This window comes from Aeromonas sp. 602658 (assembly GCF_049173005.1).
GTDB lineage: Bacteria > Pseudomonadota > Gammaproteobacteria > Enterobacterales > Aeromonadaceae > Aeromonas > Aeromonas veronii_A.
Map to the genome: position 1 here is coordinate 1 of NZ_JAAKRF010000050.1, position 16,445 is coordinate 16,445.

Annotated in this window: 15 protein-coding genes; 8 read left to right on the forward strand and 7 right to left on the reverse strand. The window is 59.9% G+C overall.

Annotation, left to right across the window (positions count from 1 at the left end):
• Positions 1-279 precede the first annotated feature (279 nt).
• From hemG to pepQ, 4 genes are read right to left on the reverse strand one after another with little or no spacing between them, the layout of a single operon-like run.
• Entirely contained in the window at positions 280-804 is a 525-nt protein-coding gene (gene hemG / locus G5253_RS19720) for a menaquinone-dependent protoporphyrinogen IX dehydrogenase (protein ID WP_005339483.1), read from the reverse strand.
• A gap of 7 nt (positions 805-811) precedes the next feature.
• A complete protein-coding gene (locus G5253_RS19725) occupies positions 812-2,269 on the reverse strand; it encodes a TrkH family potassium uptake protein (protein WP_005339482.1) in 1,458 nt (485 codons plus the stop codon).
• A gap of 36 nt (positions 2,270-2,305) precedes the next feature.
• On the reverse strand, positions 2,306-2,923 hold the full coding sequence (locus G5253_RS19730; protein ID WP_040069890.1) for a YigZ family protein: 618 nt from the start codon (positions 2,921-2,923) through the stop codon (positions 2,306-2,308).
• Positions 2,923-4,245, reverse strand: coding sequence for a Xaa-Pro dipeptidase (pepQ, locus tag G5253_RS19735; RefSeq protein WP_216952401.1), 1,323 nt, complete (start codon positions 4,243-4,245; stop codon positions 2,923-2,925). Before pepQ ends, G5253_RS19730 begins: the two co-directional genes overlap by 1 nt.
• A gap of 191 nt (positions 4,246-4,436) precedes the next feature.
• Here pepQ and G5253_RS19740 point away from each other — a divergent pair, with 191 nt between their 5' ends.
• The 6 genes from G5253_RS19740 (at position 4,437) to G5253_RS19765 (ending at position 13,597) form a co-directional block, all read left to right on the forward strand.
• Positions 4,437-6,374, forward strand: coding sequence for an acetoacetate--CoA ligase (locus G5253_RS19740; RefSeq protein WP_266135517.1), 1,938 nt, complete (start codon positions 4,437-4,439; stop codon positions 6,372-6,374).
• 204 nt (positions 6,375-6,578) lie between these two features.
• The gene (fadB, locus tag G5253_RS19745; RefSeq protein WP_266135516.1) at positions 6,579-8,726 is read left to right on the forward strand and encodes a fatty acid oxidation complex subunit alpha FadB; all 2,148 of its coding nucleotides are present in this window, start codon (positions 6,579-6,581) and stop codon (positions 8,724-8,726) included.
• Between the two features lie 21 nt (positions 8,727-8,747).
• Positions 8,748-9,911, forward strand: a complete 1,164-nt coding sequence (gene fadA, locus G5253_RS19750) for an acetyl-CoA C-acyltransferase FadA (protein WP_266135515.1) — start codon at positions 8,748-8,750, stop codon at positions 9,909-9,911.
• A 278-nt stretch (positions 9,912-10,189) separates the two neighbouring features.
• Complete coding sequence (locus G5253_RS19755; RefSeq protein WP_005339475.1) at positions 10,190-10,912, forward strand: response regulator; 723 nt, start codon at positions 10,190-10,192, stop codon at positions 10,910-10,912.
• Positions 10,909-12,354, forward strand: coding sequence for an ATP-binding protein (locus tag G5253_RS19760; protein ID WP_266135514.1), 1,446 nt, complete (start codon positions 10,909-10,911; stop codon positions 12,352-12,354). Before G5253_RS19755 ends, G5253_RS19760 begins: the two co-directional genes overlap by 4 nt.
• A 4-nt stretch (positions 12,355-12,358) precedes the next feature.
• Positions 12,359-13,597: an ABC transporter substrate-binding protein gene (locus G5253_RS19765; RefSeq protein ID WP_266135513.1), complete on the forward strand. Its 1,239-nt coding sequence runs from the start codon at positions 12,359-12,361 to the stop codon at positions 13,595-13,597.
• A 75-nt stretch (positions 13,598-13,672) separates the two neighbouring features.
• Here G5253_RS19765 and G5253_RS19770 read toward each other — a convergent pair whose 3' ends face one another.
• Positions 13,673-13,864, reverse strand: a complete 192-nt coding sequence (locus tag G5253_RS19770; protein WP_005339471.1) for a hypothetical protein — start codon at positions 13,862-13,864, stop codon at positions 13,673-13,675.
• A 169-nt stretch (positions 13,865-14,033) separates the two neighbouring features.
• Here G5253_RS19770 and tusA point away from each other — a divergent pair, with 169 nt between their 5' ends.
• Together tusA and G5253_RS19780 are read left to right on the forward strand one after the other, a co-directional pair.
• Positions 14,034-14,279 carry a sulfurtransferase TusA gene (gene tusA, locus G5253_RS19775; RefSeq protein WP_005339470.1) on the forward strand — a complete coding sequence of 82 codons (246 nt, stop codon included), beginning with the start codon at positions 14,034-14,036 and terminating at the stop codon, positions 14,277-14,279.
• Positions 14,280-14,300: 21 nt separating this feature from the next.
• Positions 14,301-14,648: a RidA family protein gene (locus G5253_RS19780; RefSeq protein WP_021229265.1), complete on the forward strand. Its 348-nt coding sequence runs from the start codon at positions 14,301-14,303 to the stop codon at positions 14,646-14,648.
• A gap of 144 nt (positions 14,649-14,792) precedes the next feature.
• On the opposite strand, the gene G5253_RS19785 is transcribed toward G5253_RS19780, so the two are convergent.
• Positions 14,793-15,449, reverse strand: coding sequence for an OmpA family lipoprotein (locus G5253_RS19785; RefSeq protein WP_005339468.1), 657 nt, complete (start codon positions 15,447-15,449; stop codon positions 14,793-14,795).
• A gap of 129 nt (positions 15,450-15,578) precedes the next feature.
• On the reverse strand, positions 15,579-16,151 hold the full coding sequence (locus tag G5253_RS19790; protein ID WP_047434822.1) for a DNA-3-methyladenine glycosylase I: 573 nt from the start codon (positions 16,149-16,151) through the stop codon (positions 15,579-15,581).
• Between the last annotated feature and the right edge of the window lie 294 nt (positions 16,152-16,445).

Consider the following 16,445-nt stretch of genomic DNA (forward strand, 5'->3'; position numbering starts at 1 on the left):
GTTGAGGAGGCGCATATTACGCTTCTCACTTCGAAAGTCAAGCGATTGTTTTCGCTTTTCTTTCGGCGCCCACTTCGTTAGGAAGCTGGCTCATCAGTTCGGCGTGTTCCGCCGTGCTGGTAGGGGCGCATTATAGGGAGCCGCGCCGGGATGACAAGAGGAAAACTGCAAAAAATGGCACTTTTTACAGTTTTTCGGTTCAACCGTTGCTTTATTAAACAAAAGCCCCGCATCGGCGGGGCTGTTTCGGGCAAAAAACCCTTAATTCACATCACACTGCTACCTTTTTGACCAGAATTCGCGGGCAAAGCTGCGTACCTTTTCCCAATCGGTAAACTCAATGTCCTTACTGGTGTCAGTACTGCCACCGGTAATCTTCATGATCAGCTGGATGATGCGCGTCTGCCACCAGTTATAGCGGGAGTACTGCAGCGCACCGGCAAACACACCCAGGGTTTTCGGCTTCCAGGGAGAGAGGCGCAGGAACTTCTTCATATAGGCATTGGTTTGCGGCGTCTGCTTCTCTGGCTTGCGGGCCGTCAGGTTGACACAGAAGAAGGCCGCATTGGCCACCTCCAGCTGCTCCTGATGAGCATGAATAAAGCTGAACAGGCTGGGGTGGAAGTTGCCATAACGAATGGAGGCGCCGATCAAGACCTTGGCATACTTGCTGAGGTTGCACATCGGCAAGGTGTGCAGGTCGTGCATCACCACTTCGCATCCCGGCATCTGCTCCAGCATGACATCGACTATTTTGCGGGTTTGGCCATCCCGAGAGGAATAAAGCACCAGAATCTTGTCCATAACAACCTCAACTACGCCAGAATGCAGGAGTAAACAGTACCAGAAGCGTGAAAATTTCCAATCGACCAAACAACATGGCCAACACCAGTACCCACTGGGCCGCTGGCGAGATATTGCCGAAGTTGGCTGATACCTCTCCCAAACCCGGACCTACGTTGGTGAAAGCCGCAGCAACAGCGGTGAATGCTGTCACTTCGTTCAGCCCCGTCATCAGCAACAGCAGCATGAACATAAAGAAGAGAATAATATAGGTGGCGAAGTAGCCCCACACCGCCTCGACGATGCGCTCGGGCACCGCCCTATTCCCCAGCTTCAAGGTATAGATGGCTCTGGGGTGAACCAACCGCTTCAACTCGCGCATCCCCTGCATGAACAGGATCATGAAACGCATCACCTTGATGCCACCGCCAGTACTACCCGCACAACAGCCGATAAAGGCGGAGAACATCAGCAGCATGGGCAGGAACGAGGGCCAATCTGCATAGGTCGTGGTGCTGTAGCCGGTGGTGGTCCCCAGAGAGACCGCCTGGAAAAGACCGTGGTTGAGCGCCTCTTGCCAAGTGGCGTAGTGTCCGTGGGTCAGCAAGGCGACAAAGCAGATCATCACCAGGGTCGCCTGAATGGCCAGGAACACCTTGAGCTCCGAATCATAGAGGTAGCGCCCGAGCCGCACCGGACGGTGGGAGAAGACGGTAAAGTGGAGCGCAAAGTTCACGCTGGCCAGCAGCAGGAACACCACGGTAATCAGGTTGATGACCGGACTGTTGAAGAAACCGATGCTGGCATCGTGAGTGGAGAAGCCACCGACCGACAGAGTCGAGAACGAATGGCACACTGCATCGAACAGCGTCATTCCGGCGAGCCAGTAGGCCAGCGCACAGAGTGCGGTGAGCAGCAGATAGATGAACCAGAGCGCCTTGGCCGTTTCGGCGATGCGCGGCGTCACCTTGGTATCCTTCACCGGCCCCGGGATCTCGGCGCGATAGAGCTGCATGCCCCCGATACCCAGCAGTGGCAGAATGGCCACCGCCAGTACAATGATCCCCATCCCCCCCAGCCACTGCAGCAACTGGCGATAGAACAGGAACGCCTTGGGCAGATTATCAAGCCCGGTCAGTACCGTTGCGCCAGTGGTGGTCAGGCCGGAGAAAGATTCGAAGAAGGCCTCCGAGACCGACATGTCCGGCACATCGCTCATGATGAAGGGCACAGCCCCCACACTGCCCAGCACAGTCCAGAACAGCACCACGATGAGGAAACCCTCTTTCGAGCGCATCTCCTTCTTGTGATAGCGATTGGGAAACCAGAGCACCACGCCGAGCAGCAGGGCGATCAGAAAAGAGCTGACGAACTCGGCACCACCACCATCCCGATAGCCAAAGGCCACCAGTGCAGGCAACAGCATGGTCGAGCTGAACAACGCAACCAGCAGGCCAACAATGCGAATAATGCTCAGAATGTGCATTACAGCTCCCTTTCCCCAATTAAAGAGCGATGGATTCTAGCCATCTAAGGGGCTGAGGGATACCCGCCCATGCGTCCGGTCGGTCAATTCACGGTCCACCTGAGCCCAAACCGAGGACTCCCACGCCACCTGCAAGGTGACCTGCTGACCGTAATCGGCCGCCAGCAATTCGCCATTATGGCTGCTGATCAGCGACTCGACCGTCCCCATGTCACCGTAATCGCAGTGAATGAGAGAGGGAGTCCGTGGCACCTTGAGCAGGGTGGGCAGTTGCTTGAGGGCGGCACCGACACCGCCCCCATAGGCTTTGACCAGTCCACCGGTGCCAAGCTGGATGCCGCCGTAGTAACGCACCACCACGGCGCAGATTTCACCGAGCCCCGACCCCATCAACTGGGCCAGGATCGGTTTGCCCGCCGTACCGGAAGGTTCGCCGTCATCGCTGAAGCCATAAACCTGACTATCTTGCGGCGCACCAGCCACAAAGGCCCAGCAGTGGTGGCGAGCGGCCGGATGTTGGCGCTTGATCTCGTTAACCCACCCCTTGGCCGCCTCGACGGTCGGGGTGTGGGCGATCAGGGTAATGAAGCGACTCTTCTTTATCTCTTCGGTCAACTCCAGCGGGGCAGCCGGAATGGAGTACGCTGCCGCCATCAGAGTCCTGCTTGTCTGGTCATGTTCTCCACCCCGTTGGCGTGCAGCACCACGTTGTCTTCGATGCGGATACCGCCGAACGGACGCAGCGCCTCCACCTTGTTCCAGTTGACCCTCTTGCCCTGTTCGCCCTGACGCAGCGGCTCCAGCAAACTGTCGATGAAGTAGAGACCCGGCTCGATGGTGAACACCTGACCCACCTCCATCACCCGGGTGCAGCGCAGATAGGGGAACAGCTCGGGCGCCGCCAGATGGGTGCCGCGCTCATCCTGCATGAAACCGCCCGCATCGTGCACCTGCAAACCGAGGAAGTGGCCGAGGCCGTGGGGGAAGAAGACGTTGGTCACCCCGGTGTTGATCATCTCGTCTACCGACATGTCCACCAGCTCGGTCGCTTGCAGCAGGCGCGCCAGCTTGTGGTGCATCTGCAGATGCAGCTCGCTGTAGCGGCGACCCGGTTTGATCTCCTTGATGATTTCCTGCTGCTGCTCGTCGAGGGCTGCAATCAGATCAGCAAACTCTCCTCGCCGCCACGCCCAGGTACGGGTGATGTCGGAGGCATAACCGTGAAAATCGACACCGGCATCGATCAGGAAGGAGTGGCGCTCCGCATCGGGCACCCGCAAGGCGGACAAATGGGTGTAGTGAAGGATGGCCGCGTTGCGGTTGATGGCGACGATATTGCCGTAGGGCGCCTCATTGGCCCCCTGCCCGACCGCCTTCATGTAGGCCAGATTAATCTCGAACTCGCTCGCCCCCGCCATAAAGGAGTCCTTGGCGGCAATATGGCCGCGTACCCCGATCCGGTTCGCCTCGCGCAGACACTCCAGCTCATAGTGGGTCTTGTAGGCGCGGTGATAGTGCAGGTAGTTGAGTACCGCCTCCGGATTGGGTTGGGTCAGACCCAGCAGCTCGGCCACTTCCAGATGACCGCCCAGATAGGCCCACTCCTGCTTGTTGGCAGGTAGATGGTCGGCCACCTGTTCCGGCCGGGTCAGGAAACGGATATCGAAGAACTCGACCCAGAAGGCATTGGGCAGATCCGCTACTTTGTGCCAGAAATCCACCGGGCGGTAGAACAGCAGGATTGGTTTGTTCACCCCGTCCACCAGCAGCCAGCAGTGGGGATTGTCCAGCACCGGCAACCAGGCCTTGAAGTGGGGGTTTACCTTGAACGGGTAATCCTGATCATCGAGGAAGATGCGGTGAGTCTGGCCGGAGTGGATGGCCAGTCCGCTGAGCCCCTGTTGTTGCAGAATGTCGCGGGTGCGCTGCTGCAAGGTATCGAGGTGCTGGGCAAAAAGTTGGCTGTAGCTGCTCATGGCGTCCTGCTCCGAGGTGAATGTGATTGCAGCATAACATCAAGCGCTTGGCGGCTCGACCCGTCAAGCTGCCGCTTCGTGAGGTAACGCATACGTTACAAACGTGTTTGTTATCAACATAAAACCAATCATTAACAAATCAAAAACAATTCAATACACTGCCGGTAGATACATGAAGTCAGGGATTACTCATGGACAACCTCTGCCTGTGGCAACCGGATCCGCTCGGGATGCAGCAATCCAACCTCTACCGTTTTATGGCGGAGGTGAACCGTTTCCACGGCTTGCAGTTGCAGAACTACCCGCAGCTTTATCAATGGTCGGTGGAGAAGACCACCCGTTTCTGGCCGCTGGTATGGCAGCACTGCGGCGTCAAGGGCGAGCTCGGCAACATAGTGGCGGAGAACCGTCAGGATATGCAGCGCACCCGCTGGTTCCCCGACAGCCGCCTCAACTTCGCCGAAAACCTGCTGCGCCGCCAAGACGAGAGCCCGGCCATCATCTCCCGCATCGAAGGTAGCCCAAGTCGCACTCTGAGCTGGGGTGAACTGGGGGAACAGGTTGCCCGGCTGGCGCAGTGGCTGCGTCATCAGGGGATTGGTCGTGGCGATGTGGTCGCCGCCTATTTGCCCAATATTCCGGAAACCGTGGTTGCCATGCTGGCAACCACCAGCCTCGGGGCGATCTGGACCTCCACCAGCCCCGACTTTGGCGAGGCCAGCGTGGTAGAGCGCTTCGGCCAGACCCGGCCGCGGGTGCTGTTTGCGGTGGATGGCTATCGCTACAACGGCAAGGAGATCGACATTCAACAGAAAGTCGCCAGCGTGGTGAGCCAGTTAGGCAGCATAGAGCAGACGGTGATGATCCCCCTGCTCGGCAACCCGCTGCAGCTTGGTCACGACTGGCAGCAAGTGCTGGCGAGCCAGCCGGACGCCAGCCTCCAGTTCGAGTCCATGGCTTTCAACGACCCGCTCTACATCCTCTACTCCTCCGGCACCACCGGCAAACCCAAGTGCATCGTGCACGGCATCGGCGGCACCCTGCTGCAACATCTGAAAGAGCACCAGCTGCACTGCGACATCAAGCCGGGGGAGCGGATCTTCTACTTCACCACCTGTGGCTGGATGATGTGGAACTGGCTGGTGAGCGCCCTCGCCTCCGGCGCTACCCTGGTGCTCTATGACGGCTCGCCCTTCTACCCGGACGGCAACGTGCTGTGGGATCTGGCCCGTGACGAGCAGGTCAGCTTGTTCGGCACTTCGGCCAAGTATCTCGATGCGCTGCACAAGCAGGGTTATGCCCCCATCAAGAGCCACGACTTGCCGTACTTGCGGCTGATCTGCAGCACCGGCTCTGTGCTGTCGCCGGAGGGATTTGACTACGTCTACCAGCAGATAAAGCAGGATGTGCAGCTCAGCTCCATCTCCGGCGGCACCGATATCTGCTCCTGCTTCGTCATCGGCAACCCGCTCAGCCCTGTCTATCGCGGTGAGAGCCAGGGGCGTGGCCTCGGTCTCGCGGTGCAGGTATTCAACGAGGCGGGCCAGCCGGTGCAAGGAGAGAAGGGCGAGCTGGTCTGCACCAAGCCGTTCCCGGCCCAGCCCATCTACTTCTGGGGGGATGAGAGCGGCGACAAGTACCACGCTGCCTACTTCGAGCGGTTCGACAACATCTGGTGCCACGGCGACTGGATCGAGCTGACCCCGACCGGCGGCATTCTGTTCTACGGCCGCTCCGACGCCACCCTCAATCCAGGCGGCGTGCGCATCGGCACCAGCGAGATCTACCGCTATGTAGAGCAGCTGGACGAGGTGGAGGAGAGCATCGTCATCGGCCAGCAATGGAAGCAGGACGAGCGGGTGGTGCTGTTCGTCAAGCTCAAGGCGGGCTGCAAGCTGGATGAGCCTCTACGCGAGCGGATCCGCCAGCAAATAAAGCAGCACTGCACCGCCCGCCACGTGCCCGCCCGCATCCTGCAGGTGGATGCCATCCCCCGCACCAAGTCCGGCAAGATCGTCGAACTGGCGGTGCGCGAAGTGGTACACAACAGACCCGTCAACAATACCCATGCCCTCGCCGATCCCGAGGTGCTGAACCAGTATCGCAACCGGCCGGAACTGGCCAGTTGATAGCAAACTCACATCCATCCGGGGCGCCGCAAGGCGCCTCTTTTTTGCCCGTTTTGTGATGAGGAGCTTTTACTCGAGAACTGTTAAACAAATGTTTTAAATAGGTGTTGAAAATGTCTCCTTTTGGATCAATAGTGAGCCTCGCCCCCTGCTGGGGATTAAGGAGCACCACTCCCCACTGAGTGGGAACAAGGAGACACTCTCATGATCTACCAAGGCGAAACCCTGTCGGTCAGCTACCTCGAAAACGGCATCGCCGAGCTGAGGTTTGATGCCCCGGGTTCAGTCAACAAGCTGGATCGCGCTACCCTGCTCTCCCTGAGCGAAGCGATCGCCGCATTACAACAAGAACGTGAACTAAAAGGTCTGATCCTCACCTCCGGCAAAGACGCCTTTATCGTCGGTGCCGACATTACCGAATTCCTGGAACTGTTCGATCTGCCGCAAGAAGATCTGCTCGGCTGGCTGAAAAAGGCCAACGACATCTTCAATGCCATCGAAGATCTGCCGGTTCCGACCCTCTCCGCCATCAAGGGCCACGCTCTGGGCGGCGGCTGCGAGACCATTCTCTCCACCGACTTCCGTCTGGCCGACACCACCGCCAAGATTGGCTTGCCCGAAACCAAACTCGGCATCATGCCGGGCTTTGGCGGCACTGTCCGCCTGCCGCGGGTGATCGGCGCTGACAACGCGCTGGAGTGGATCACCACCGGCAAAGATTACCGTGCCGATGACGCCCTCAAGGTGGGCGCTATCGACGCCGTGGTCGCCCCGGATGCACTGCAGAGCGCTGCGCTGCAGATGATCAAGGACGCCATCGCAGGCAAGCTGGACTGGCAGATCCGTCGTGCTGCCAAGAAAGCGCCGCTGCGCCTCTCCAAACTGGAAGCCATGATGAGCTTCACCACCGCCGCCGGCATGGTTGCCGCCGTGGCGGGCAAACACTATCCGGCGCCTATGACCGCGGTGAAAACCGTCGAGGCCGCCGCAGGTATGGGCCGTGACGAGGCGCTGGCCGTTGAGGCACAGGGCTTTATCAAGCTGGCCAAGACCGATGTCGCCAAGGCACTGGTCGGCATCTTCCTCAACGATCAGCACATCAAGGCACTGGCCAAGAAGGCAGCCAAGCAAGCAAGCAAGGCCACTGGCCACGCCGCCGTACTGGGTGCCGGCATCATGGGTGGCGGCATCGCCTACCAGTCTGCCAGCAAGGGCATTCCGGCGGTGATGAAGGATATCAACGAGAAGGCGCTGGCACTTGGCATGGGCGAAGCCACCAAGCTGCTCAACGGCCAGCTCGAAAAGGGCCGCATCGATGGCATCAAGATGGGCCAGGTGCTCTCTGCCATCACTCCGACCCTCAGCTATGACAACGTCAAGCATGTGGATGTGGTGGTCGAAGCCGTGGTCGAGAATCCCAAGGTGAAAACCGCCGTACTGGGTGAAGTGGAAGGGATCATTGGCGAAGACGCCGTGCTCGCCAGCAACACCTCCACCATCCCAATATCCCTGCTGGCCAAGGGGCTGAAGCGCCCGCAGAACTTCTGCGGCATGCACTTCTTCAACCCGGTGCACCGCATGCCGCTGGTGGAGATCATCCGCGGCGAGCAGACCTCCGATGAAACCATCAACCGCGTGGTGGCCTACGCCGCCGCTATGGGCAAGTCCCCGGTCGTAGTCAACGACTGCCCTGGCTTCTTCGTCAACCGGGTGCTGTTCCCCTACTTCTTCGGCTTCAACAAACTGGTTGCCGATGGCGCCGACTTTGCCGCCGTCGACAAGGTAATGGAGAAGGAGTTTGGCTGGCCCATGGGCCCCGCCTATCTGCTGGATGTGGTCGGCATCGACACCGGCCACCACGCCGGTGACGTGATGGCGCAGGGCTTCCCGGCACGCATGAGCAAGGAAGGTCGCACCGCCATCGACGTGATGTACGAAGTGAACCGCTTCGGTCAGAAGAACGGCAAGGGCTTCTACGCCTACGAACAGGACAAGAAGGGCAAGCCGAAGAAGGTGGCCGACGCCGCCAGCTACGAGCTGCTGGCCCCCATCGCCAAGCCGAAACAGGATTTCGACAAGGACGCCATCATCGCTCGCATGATGATCCCGATGATCAACGAGGTGGTGCTCTGTCTGGAAGAGGGCATTGTCGCCACGCCAGCCGAAGCCGACATCGCACTGGTCTACGGTCTGGGCTTCCCTCCCTTCCGCGGCGGCGTGTTCCGCTATCTGGACACCATTGGTCTGGATCGCTACGTGGCCATGGCCGACCAGTATGCCGACTTGGGCCCGCTCTACCGCGTCAGCGACCGCTTACGCGAGATGGCCGCCCAGGGCAAAACCTTCTACTGATTGCGGAAAGGAGATCCATTCATGAAAGACGTAGTCATTGTCGACTGTATCCGGACCCCGATGGGCCGGTCCAAGGGCGGCGCCTTCCGCAACGTGCGTGCAGAAGATCTGTCCGCGCACCTGATGAAATCCATCCTGCTGCGCAACCCCAACCTCGACCCGAACGAGATCGAGGATATCTACTGGGGCTGCGTGCAGCAGACCCTGGAGCAGGGCTTCAACATCGCCCGCAACGCCGCGCTGCTGGCCGGCATTCCGAAGCAGGTGGGGGCGGTCACCGTCAACCGTCTGTGCGGCTCCTCCATGCAGGCGTTGCACGACGCCTCCCGCGCCATTCAGGTGGGTGATGGGGATATCTTCATCATCGGCGGCGTCGAGCACATGGGTCACGTGCCGATGAGCCACGGCGTCGACTTCCACCCGGGCATGACCAAGTCGGTGGCGAAAGCCTCCGGCATGATGGGGCTGACTGCCGAGATGCTCGGCAAACTGCACGGCATCAGCCGCCAGCAGCAGGACGAGTTTGCCGCCCGCTCCCACCGCCGCGCCCACGCGGCAACCGTGGAAGGGCGTTTTGCCAAGGAGATCGTCGGGCTGGAAGGCCATGACGCCAGCGGCGCCCGCTTCTTCTACGACTACGACGAGGTGATTCGCCCGGAGACCACGGTTGAAACACTGAGCCAGCTGCGCCCGGTGTTTGATCCGGTCAACGGCACCGTCACCGCCGGTAGCTCCTCGGCCCTGTCCGATGGCGCCGCCGCCATGCTGGTGATGAGCGCGGATCGCGCCAAGGCCCTCGGCCTCACGCCGCGCGCCAAGGTACGTGCCATGGCCATCGCTGGCTGTGACGCCGCCATCATGGGTTACGGCCCGGTGCCGGCGACCCAGAAGGCGCTCAAACGTGCCGGTCTGACTGTCGGTGATATCGACCTGTTCGAGCTGAACGAGGCGTTTGCCGCCCAGTCCCTGCCCTGCGTGAAGGATCTGGGTCTGCAGGATCTGGTGGACGAGAAGGTAAACCTGAACGGTGGCGCCATTGCGCTGGGTCACCCGCTTGGCTGCTCCGGCGCCCGCATCTCCACCACCCTCATCAATCTGATGGAGGAGAAGGATGCCACCCTGGGGGTTGCCACCATGTGTATCGGTCTGGGTCAGGGCATCGCCACCGTGTTTGAACGGGTGTGATAACCAACCGGATCGACGGGATGCACTACTGAGAGTTGTCCCTTTTCGGGGCCAGTCTGACTGGCCCCTTTTCAAGTCTGTGACGATCGCCACACGGGGTGCTCGTCAGTGGTCAGAAGCTGTCTGTTGGCCGTCCCGTTTGGGTCGGCCTTTTTTCGTTTTAATCTTATCAATAGGCTGTTATTGCCTTAAACCTCACATTAGATAGGGGGCTTGCTTGCTTTTTACTCCCCCGACAGGTTCAATCTGCACAAAAAAATGGGTGGATGCACATACATATGTCAATGAGCAAACAACTGCTGATCGTCGATGACGACCAAGAGATCCGCGAGCTGCTCAATGAGTACCTGACCCGGGCGGGCTTTCAGGTATTGACGGCGGCGGAGGGCAACGAGATGCGTCAGCAACTCGCCCAGCACAGCCCGGACCTGATTATTCTGGACATCATGATGCCCGGCGAGGACGGTTTTACCCTCTGCCAGCAGATCCGTCGTGACTCCCAGGTGCCCATCATCATGCTGACCGCCGCCTCCGACGAAGCGGATCGGGTGATCGGCCTGGAACTCGGCGCCGACGACTATATCGCCAAGCCATTCAGCCCCCGCGAACTGCAGGCCCGCATCAAGGCGCTGCTGCGCCGCGCCGAATTCCGCCAGCCGGAAAAAGAGAAAGAGCCGAGCCGCCGCCTGCGTTTTGCCGAGTGGACCCTCGACACCCTGAGCCACCAGCTGACCCATGATGATGGCAGCCTGCTGGATCTCTCCGGCAGCGACGCCATGCTGCTCGGCATGTTCCTGCAACAGCCCGGCGTGGTGCTGGATCGGGACACCATCTCGGATGCCACCCGCGGCCGCGAAAGTCTGCCGATGGAGCGCGGCATCGACGTACAGATCAGCCGTCTGCGCCAGAAGCTGGGCGACAACGGCAAGAGCCCGCGTATCATCAAGACCATCCGCGGTAGCGGCTACATGCTGATTGCCGAGGTGCACGAGCTGCCATGAGCAACAAGTGGTCCTGGGGGGCGCTGGTGCCCCGCTCCCTGTTGTCACGGATGATCCTGCTGCTGTTGCTGGCCATCCTGCTCTCCCAGACCATTCTGACCGGCATCTGGATGCAGCAGATCCAGAAGCGGGAACTGGAGGGGATGCTCAGCACCACCCGCAACCTCGCCATGTCTGCCGCTTCCACCGTCAATTTCTTCAAATCCCTGCCGCTGCAGTATCGCCATATCGCGCTGGACCAGCTGCGCAACATGGGGGGCAGCCGCTTCTTCGTCTCGCTCAATGAGGAAGAGATCCACATCAACGCCATCCCCGACAGCGAACGCAAGACGCAGGTGCTGGAGGAGGTGCAGGGAGTGCTGACCCGCAAGCTCTCCGATGCCATGGCGATCAAGGTGGATTTCTCCCGACCCGATGACCTCCACGTCTTCAATAACGACACCCTGCTGGCGGATCTCCCCTCCTCCTGGGCCCGTTACACCCTGTCGCTGGAGCCGCTCAATCCGCCGGTACTGGTGACCCAGATCGAGATTGAAAAAGGGGAGTGGCTCTATCTGGCGGCCCTGCTGCCCGCCCCCTACATGACGCTGGATGACACCGTCATGCCAAGCAACCAGGTGCGTTTCATCGCCCTGATGACGGTGTTCCTCTGCTTCTTCACCTTTATGCTGGTGCGCTGGCAGACCCGCCCGCTGCGCCGTCTCGCCAAGGCGGCGGTGAATCTGGGCAAGGATATCGATCAGCCTTCGCTCAAAGAGGAAGGAGCATCGGAAATCGTGGCGGCCACCCGCGCCTTCAACATCATGCAGCACCGCATCCGGCGCTATATCGATGATAGGGAGCGGCTGTTCAGCTCGATTTCCCACGACCTCAAGACCCCCATCACCCGGCTGCGGCTGCGGGTCGAGCTGCTCGACGACGAGATGCAAATCGCCAAGTTCAACAAGGATCTCGACGAACTGGAGCTGATGGTGAAAGGGGCGCTGCAGACGGTCAAAGAGACCGACATTCACGAGAATATCGAGGAGATCGACATCAACGCCCTGCTTGAGCAGATGGCGGAGTCGATGAACCTGCACGACGAGCGGCTGACCATCGAAGGCCACTGCAAGTGGCCCTACCGCGGCAAGCTGCTGGCGCTCAAGCGCTGCATCGGCAATCTGGTAGACAACGGCATCAAGTACGGCCAGCGGGTGCGCATCATCATCATGGATGACGAGGAGATGCTGATCCTCTTCATCATGGATGAGGGCCCCGGCCTGCCAGACGATCAGTTTGAGCGCATCTTCGAACCCTATTACCGGCTCAGTACCGATCAGGCCGGCACCGGCCTCGGTCTTGGCATCGCCCGCAACATAGCCCACGCCCACGGCGGCGATCTGGTGCTGGAAAATCGTCCGCAAGGTGGCCTGCAGGCCACGCTCTCCCTACCAAGGCAGTAACCTTATGAAGTGGTTGTCTTTTTCTGTCATCGCCCTGCTCTCTGCTCCCGTTGCCGCCTCCCAGGTGGAAGTGCTGCACTGGTGGACGTCCGGCGGCGAAGCGAAAGCGGTCGAAGTGCTCAAATCCGAGTGGACCAAACAGGGCAACCAGTGGAACGACTTTGCAGTGCAGGGCGGCGGCGGCAAGAGTGCCATGACGGTATTGAAAAGCCGGGCACTGGCCGCCAACCCGCCCGAAGCGGCCCACCTCAAGGGCTATGAGCTCAAGGAGTGGGCCGGGCTCGGCTTTTTGCGCGATCTCAGCCCGATGGCCGAACACCTCGGTTGGTACAGCCAGATGCCGCCCATGGTGCGTGCCACCCTCAGCCAGAATGGCGCCCTGATGGCGGTGCCCACCGGCATCCACCGGGTCAACTGGCTGTGGCTCAACCGCAAGATCTTCGAGCGCAACAAGCTGACTCCACCCACCGACTGGGCCCAGTTTGTCACCGTCGCCGACCAGCTTAAAAAACGGGGCATCACCCCGCTCGCCATCGGTAACGAGCCCTGGCAGCTGGCGGTATTGTTTGAAACAGTGGCGCTCGGTGAGGGCGGTAAAGAATTCTATCGCAAGGCGTTCCTCGAGCAGGACAGCGCCACCCTGACCGGCCCCGACATGGTGCGGGTGTTGACCCGTTTCCAGCAGCTGCGCGCCTATGTGCCGCAAAAATACGCCGGTCTGAAGTGGCATCAGGCCACCAATCTGCTGGAGAGCGGTGGCGCCGCCATGCAGGTGATGGGGGACTGGGTGAAGGGGGAGCTGAGCGCGGGCAACTACCGGCCGGGTGAGGATATCGCCTGTCTGCCGAGCCCGGGCAGCTCCGGACTGTTCAGCTACAACCTCGACTCCATCGCCATGTTCAAACAGCGGGATCCGGCCCAGTTGCAGGCGCAGGGGGATCTGGCCCAGCTGCTGATGACGCCACAATTCCAGGAGGAGTTCAATCGGGTGAAGGGGTCGATCCCGGCACTGACCAATCCCGACATGAGCAAGTTCGACCGCTGCGCCGTCCGTTCCTATCAGGACTTCCTGCTGGCGGAAAAGCAGGACAACCTGCTGCCCAGCATGGCAGAAGGGATGGCGACGCCGACCAATATGCGGCAGGCAATCCTCGATGTACTGAGCAACTTCTTCAACGATCCCAAGGCCAACCCGGAGCAGACGGCGCTGCATCTGGAGCGGGCGATGCGCTCGACCCGCTGATCCGGGCACATTGCCAAACGACAGAAATGACAAAGGCGGAATTGCTCCGCCTTTGTTGTTGAATCGTCATCCGATTCAGGATTGATCGTTCTCGTCCTCATCCTCGTCATAGTAATCGCTGAGCTCGATCCAGAGCCCCAACCCGACCATCACCATAGAGCCGAACCAGGTACCGGTATTCCCGATCGGGCTGCCCATCACTATCATGGCGAAGGACAAGAACCCCATGCCTGCATAGGCCTGTAATCTGCCGTAGGAGACCTGCATATTCACCTCCTTGTTGAATATGGTTCAATTTTTATATTACTCGTCCGGCGCAAGCTGGATAGGGCCGAATAACATTTCGGTTACATATGCTGGTTAATGGGGCGTTTGTTTGATTATTTTTTAGCCCTGAGTATCATTGGCAGCCGAATAGGTTGAAGGTTGATAATAGATGAGTGATTTATTCTGCGGCGCAACTCATGAGTTGGACGCAATCGGGCTTCGTTGCCCGGAACCCGTTATGATGGTTCGCAAGAAAGTGCGGCTGATGGCGGATGGCGAGACCCTGCTGGTCAGCGCCGACGATCCTTCAACCACCCGCGACATCCCCAGTTTCTGCCGCTTTATGGATCACACCCTGGTCGCCAGCGAGACAGAGCAGGCCCCCTACCGCTATCTGATCCGCAAGGGTCAATAAGCCCCCGTACCGGAGCACTCCATGACAACCATTACCCGAATCGGCACCACCCAGCGTTGGTCAGACGTAGTCATCCACAATGGCACCCTCTACGTGGTGGAAGTGCCCGTCAGCGAAGAGGCAGACATCCACCAGCAGACCCGCGAAGTGCTGGCAAGCCTGCAGCGCCTGCTGGAAGCCAACGGCTCCGGCGTAGACAAAATTCTGATGGCCAACATCTATCTCAAAGACATTGGTGACATCGCTGCCTTCAACGAGCAGTGGGATGCCTGGATCCCGGCTGGCACCGCACCGGTTCGCGCCTGTGTACAGGCCCGCCTCGCCCACGAGGGCTACAAGGTGGAAGTGCAGCTGACTGCGGCTGTCTAAGAGGCGCTTATCCCCCTCATCCCCGCCCCTTCTCCCACGAGGGGAGAAGGGAGCAAACAACAAGGCGTCATTGCTCGCCACGGCGCCAATAGAAAGGCCCCGCCATCACTGGTGGGGCCTTTTCGTTACCGAGACCTGAACGACTTATGCGGTCGGGGTCAGGGTAATGGTCACGCGGCGGTTCTGGGCTTTGCCAGCGGCTGTGCTGTTGGTAGCAACCGGCTGATCCGGGCCTACGCCGGTGGTGGAGATGCGGCTACCTGCTACGCCCTGACCAATCAGCTGAGCGGCAACGGCATCGGCACGATCGCGGGAGAGCTTCATGTTCAGATCGCGGGAACCGGTACTGTCGGTGTGACCGACCACGTTCAGGCGGGTCTTGTCGAACTCGGCAACCACCATGGCCACGCCGGAGAGGGTGTTGGCACCGGCCGCTTTCAGCTGGGAGCTGGAGCTGTCGAAGGTCACGTTGTTCGGCATGTTGAGGATCAGCTCATTGCCATTGCGGGTCACGCTGACGCCAGTGCCCTGCAGCTTCTCGCGCAGCTTGGCTTCCTGCACGTCCATGTAGTAGCCGATACCGCCACCCAGGGCCGCGCCAGCAGCAACGCCGGTCAGGATGCCCTTCTTGCGGTCACCCTTGCTGGAGGAGAGCGCACCTACGGCCGCACCGGCAGCGGCGCCAGCCAGCGCGCCCCAGGCACCTTTGGAGGTCTGGGATTCACCTGTGTAGGGGTTGGTGGTACAGCCGCTCAGGGCAACGGTCAGTGCCAGAGCAGGCACCAGGATCTTGGCTCGCATGAAAAAACCTCTGTGAAAACAATCCGGCACCATGCCGGGGGCCGGATTGTAACGCGCTGGCACGCCATTGTCTGACGCAAGCCTGAACAGATGGCGAGAGTGGTGTTTTTTTGGGCAATCGGCGGGCTGTCAGCGCGGTAATTGACACTCGGCGTGGCAAGGACAGCTGACCAGATGATCGTTCACCATCCCCACCGCCTGCATAAAGGCGTAACAGATGGTGCTGCCGACGAAATTGAAGCCAAGCTTTTTGAGCGCTTTCGACATGGCATCCGACTCCGGCGAAGTCGCCGGAATATCGCCGTTGCCCTGCCGCTGGTTGACGATGGGGGCACCGCCAACAAAGCCCCACAGGTAGTCGGCGAAGTCGATCCCCTGCTCCTGCAACGCCAGATAAGCGCGGGCATTTCTGATGATCGACTGCACCTTGAGTCGGTTGCGGATGATGCCGCTGTCCTGCATCAACCGCTCCACATCCTGCTCGTCGAACCGGGCAATCTGCACCGGATCAAAGTCGGCATAGGCGCGGTAGTAGCTCTCGGTGCGCTTGAGGATGGTGATCCACGACAGCCCCGCCTGCTGGCCGTCGAGGCAAAGCTTGGCAAACAGCTCACGCGAGTCATAGACCGGCCTGCCCCACTGTTTGTCATGGTATTCAATGTATTCCGGGTCCTTGGTCACCCAGGCGCAGCGCAGTTCCATTTCCTCTCCCTCGTTATTTCAGCGGTTTGCCCGACCCTGCCCACTCTGCAGGCGGCACTGCTCACATCATATACCGGACATCCCGACCAGCCAGAGCGCAGCACCATCCCATGAATCCGCTGCAATTTCGCCTATTATCCGACCATGCCAGACGGTATACTCCCTCGGTTCACATTCAGCAAATCTTGCTCTGATTTTCACTTCGCGCGAAAAAAATTATGCAAAAATTCGATGTCAAAACCTTTCAGGGCCTGATCCTGCAGCTGCAGGACTATTGGTCCCGCCAGGGCTGTA

Bases quoted from the DNA above. Each gene is read 5' to 3' on its own strand.
- G5253_RS19790 (WP_047434822.1), bottom strand. From the start codon at position 16,151: ATGGAACTGCGCTGCGCCTGGGTGACCAAGGACCCGGAATACATTGAA.
- G5253_RS19765 (WP_266135513.1), top strand. From the start codon at position 12,359: ATGAAGTGGTTGTCTTTTTCTGTCATCGCCCTGCTCTCTGCTCCCGTT.
- G5253_RS19770 (WP_005339471.1), bottom strand. From the start codon at position 13,864: ATGCAGGTCTCCTACGGCAGATTACAGGCCTATGCAGGCATGGGGTTC.
- tusA (WP_005339470.1), top strand. From the start codon at position 14,034: ATGAGTGATTTATTCTGCGGCGCAACTCATGAGTTGGACGCAATCGGG.
- G5253_RS19780 (WP_021229265.1), top strand. From the start codon at position 14,301: ATGACAACCATTACCCGAATCGGCACCACCCAGCGTTGGTCAGACGTA.
- G5253_RS19755 (WP_005339475.1), top strand. From the start codon at position 10,190: ATGTCAATGAGCAAACAACTGCTGATCGTCGATGACGACCAAGAGATC.
- G5253_RS19760 (WP_266135514.1), top strand. From the start codon at position 10,909: ATGAGCAACAAGTGGTCCTGGGGGGCGCTGGTGCCCCGCTCCCTGTTG.
- fadA (WP_266135515.1), top strand. From the start codon at position 8,748: ATGAAAGACGTAGTCATTGTCGACTGTATCCGGACCCCGATGGGCCGG.
- fadB (WP_266135516.1), top strand. From the start codon at position 6,579: ATGATCTACCAAGGCGAAACCCTGTCGGTCAGCTACCTCGAAAACGGC.
- G5253_RS19730 (WP_040069890.1), bottom strand. From the start codon at position 2,923: ATGGCGGCAGCGTACTCCATTCCGGCTGCCCCGCTGGAGTTGACCGAA.
- hemG (WP_005339483.1), bottom strand. From the start codon at position 804: ATGGACAAGATTCTGGTGCTTTATTCCTCTCGGGATGGCCAAACCCGC.
- pepQ (WP_216952401.1), bottom strand. From the start codon at position 4,245: ATGAGCAGCTACAGCCAACTTTTTGCCCAGCACCTCGATACCTTGCAG.
- G5253_RS19785 (WP_005339468.1), bottom strand. From the start codon at position 15,449: ATGCGAGCCAAGATCCTGGTGCCTGCTCTGGCACTGACCGTTGCCCTG.
- G5253_RS19725 (WP_005339482.1), bottom strand. From the start codon at position 2,269: ATGCACATTCTGAGCATTATTCGCATTGTTGGCCTGCTGGTTGCGTTG.
- G5253_RS19740 (WP_266135517.1), top strand. From the start codon at position 4,437: ATGGACAACCTCTGCCTGTGGCAACCGGATCCGCTCGGGATGCAGCAA.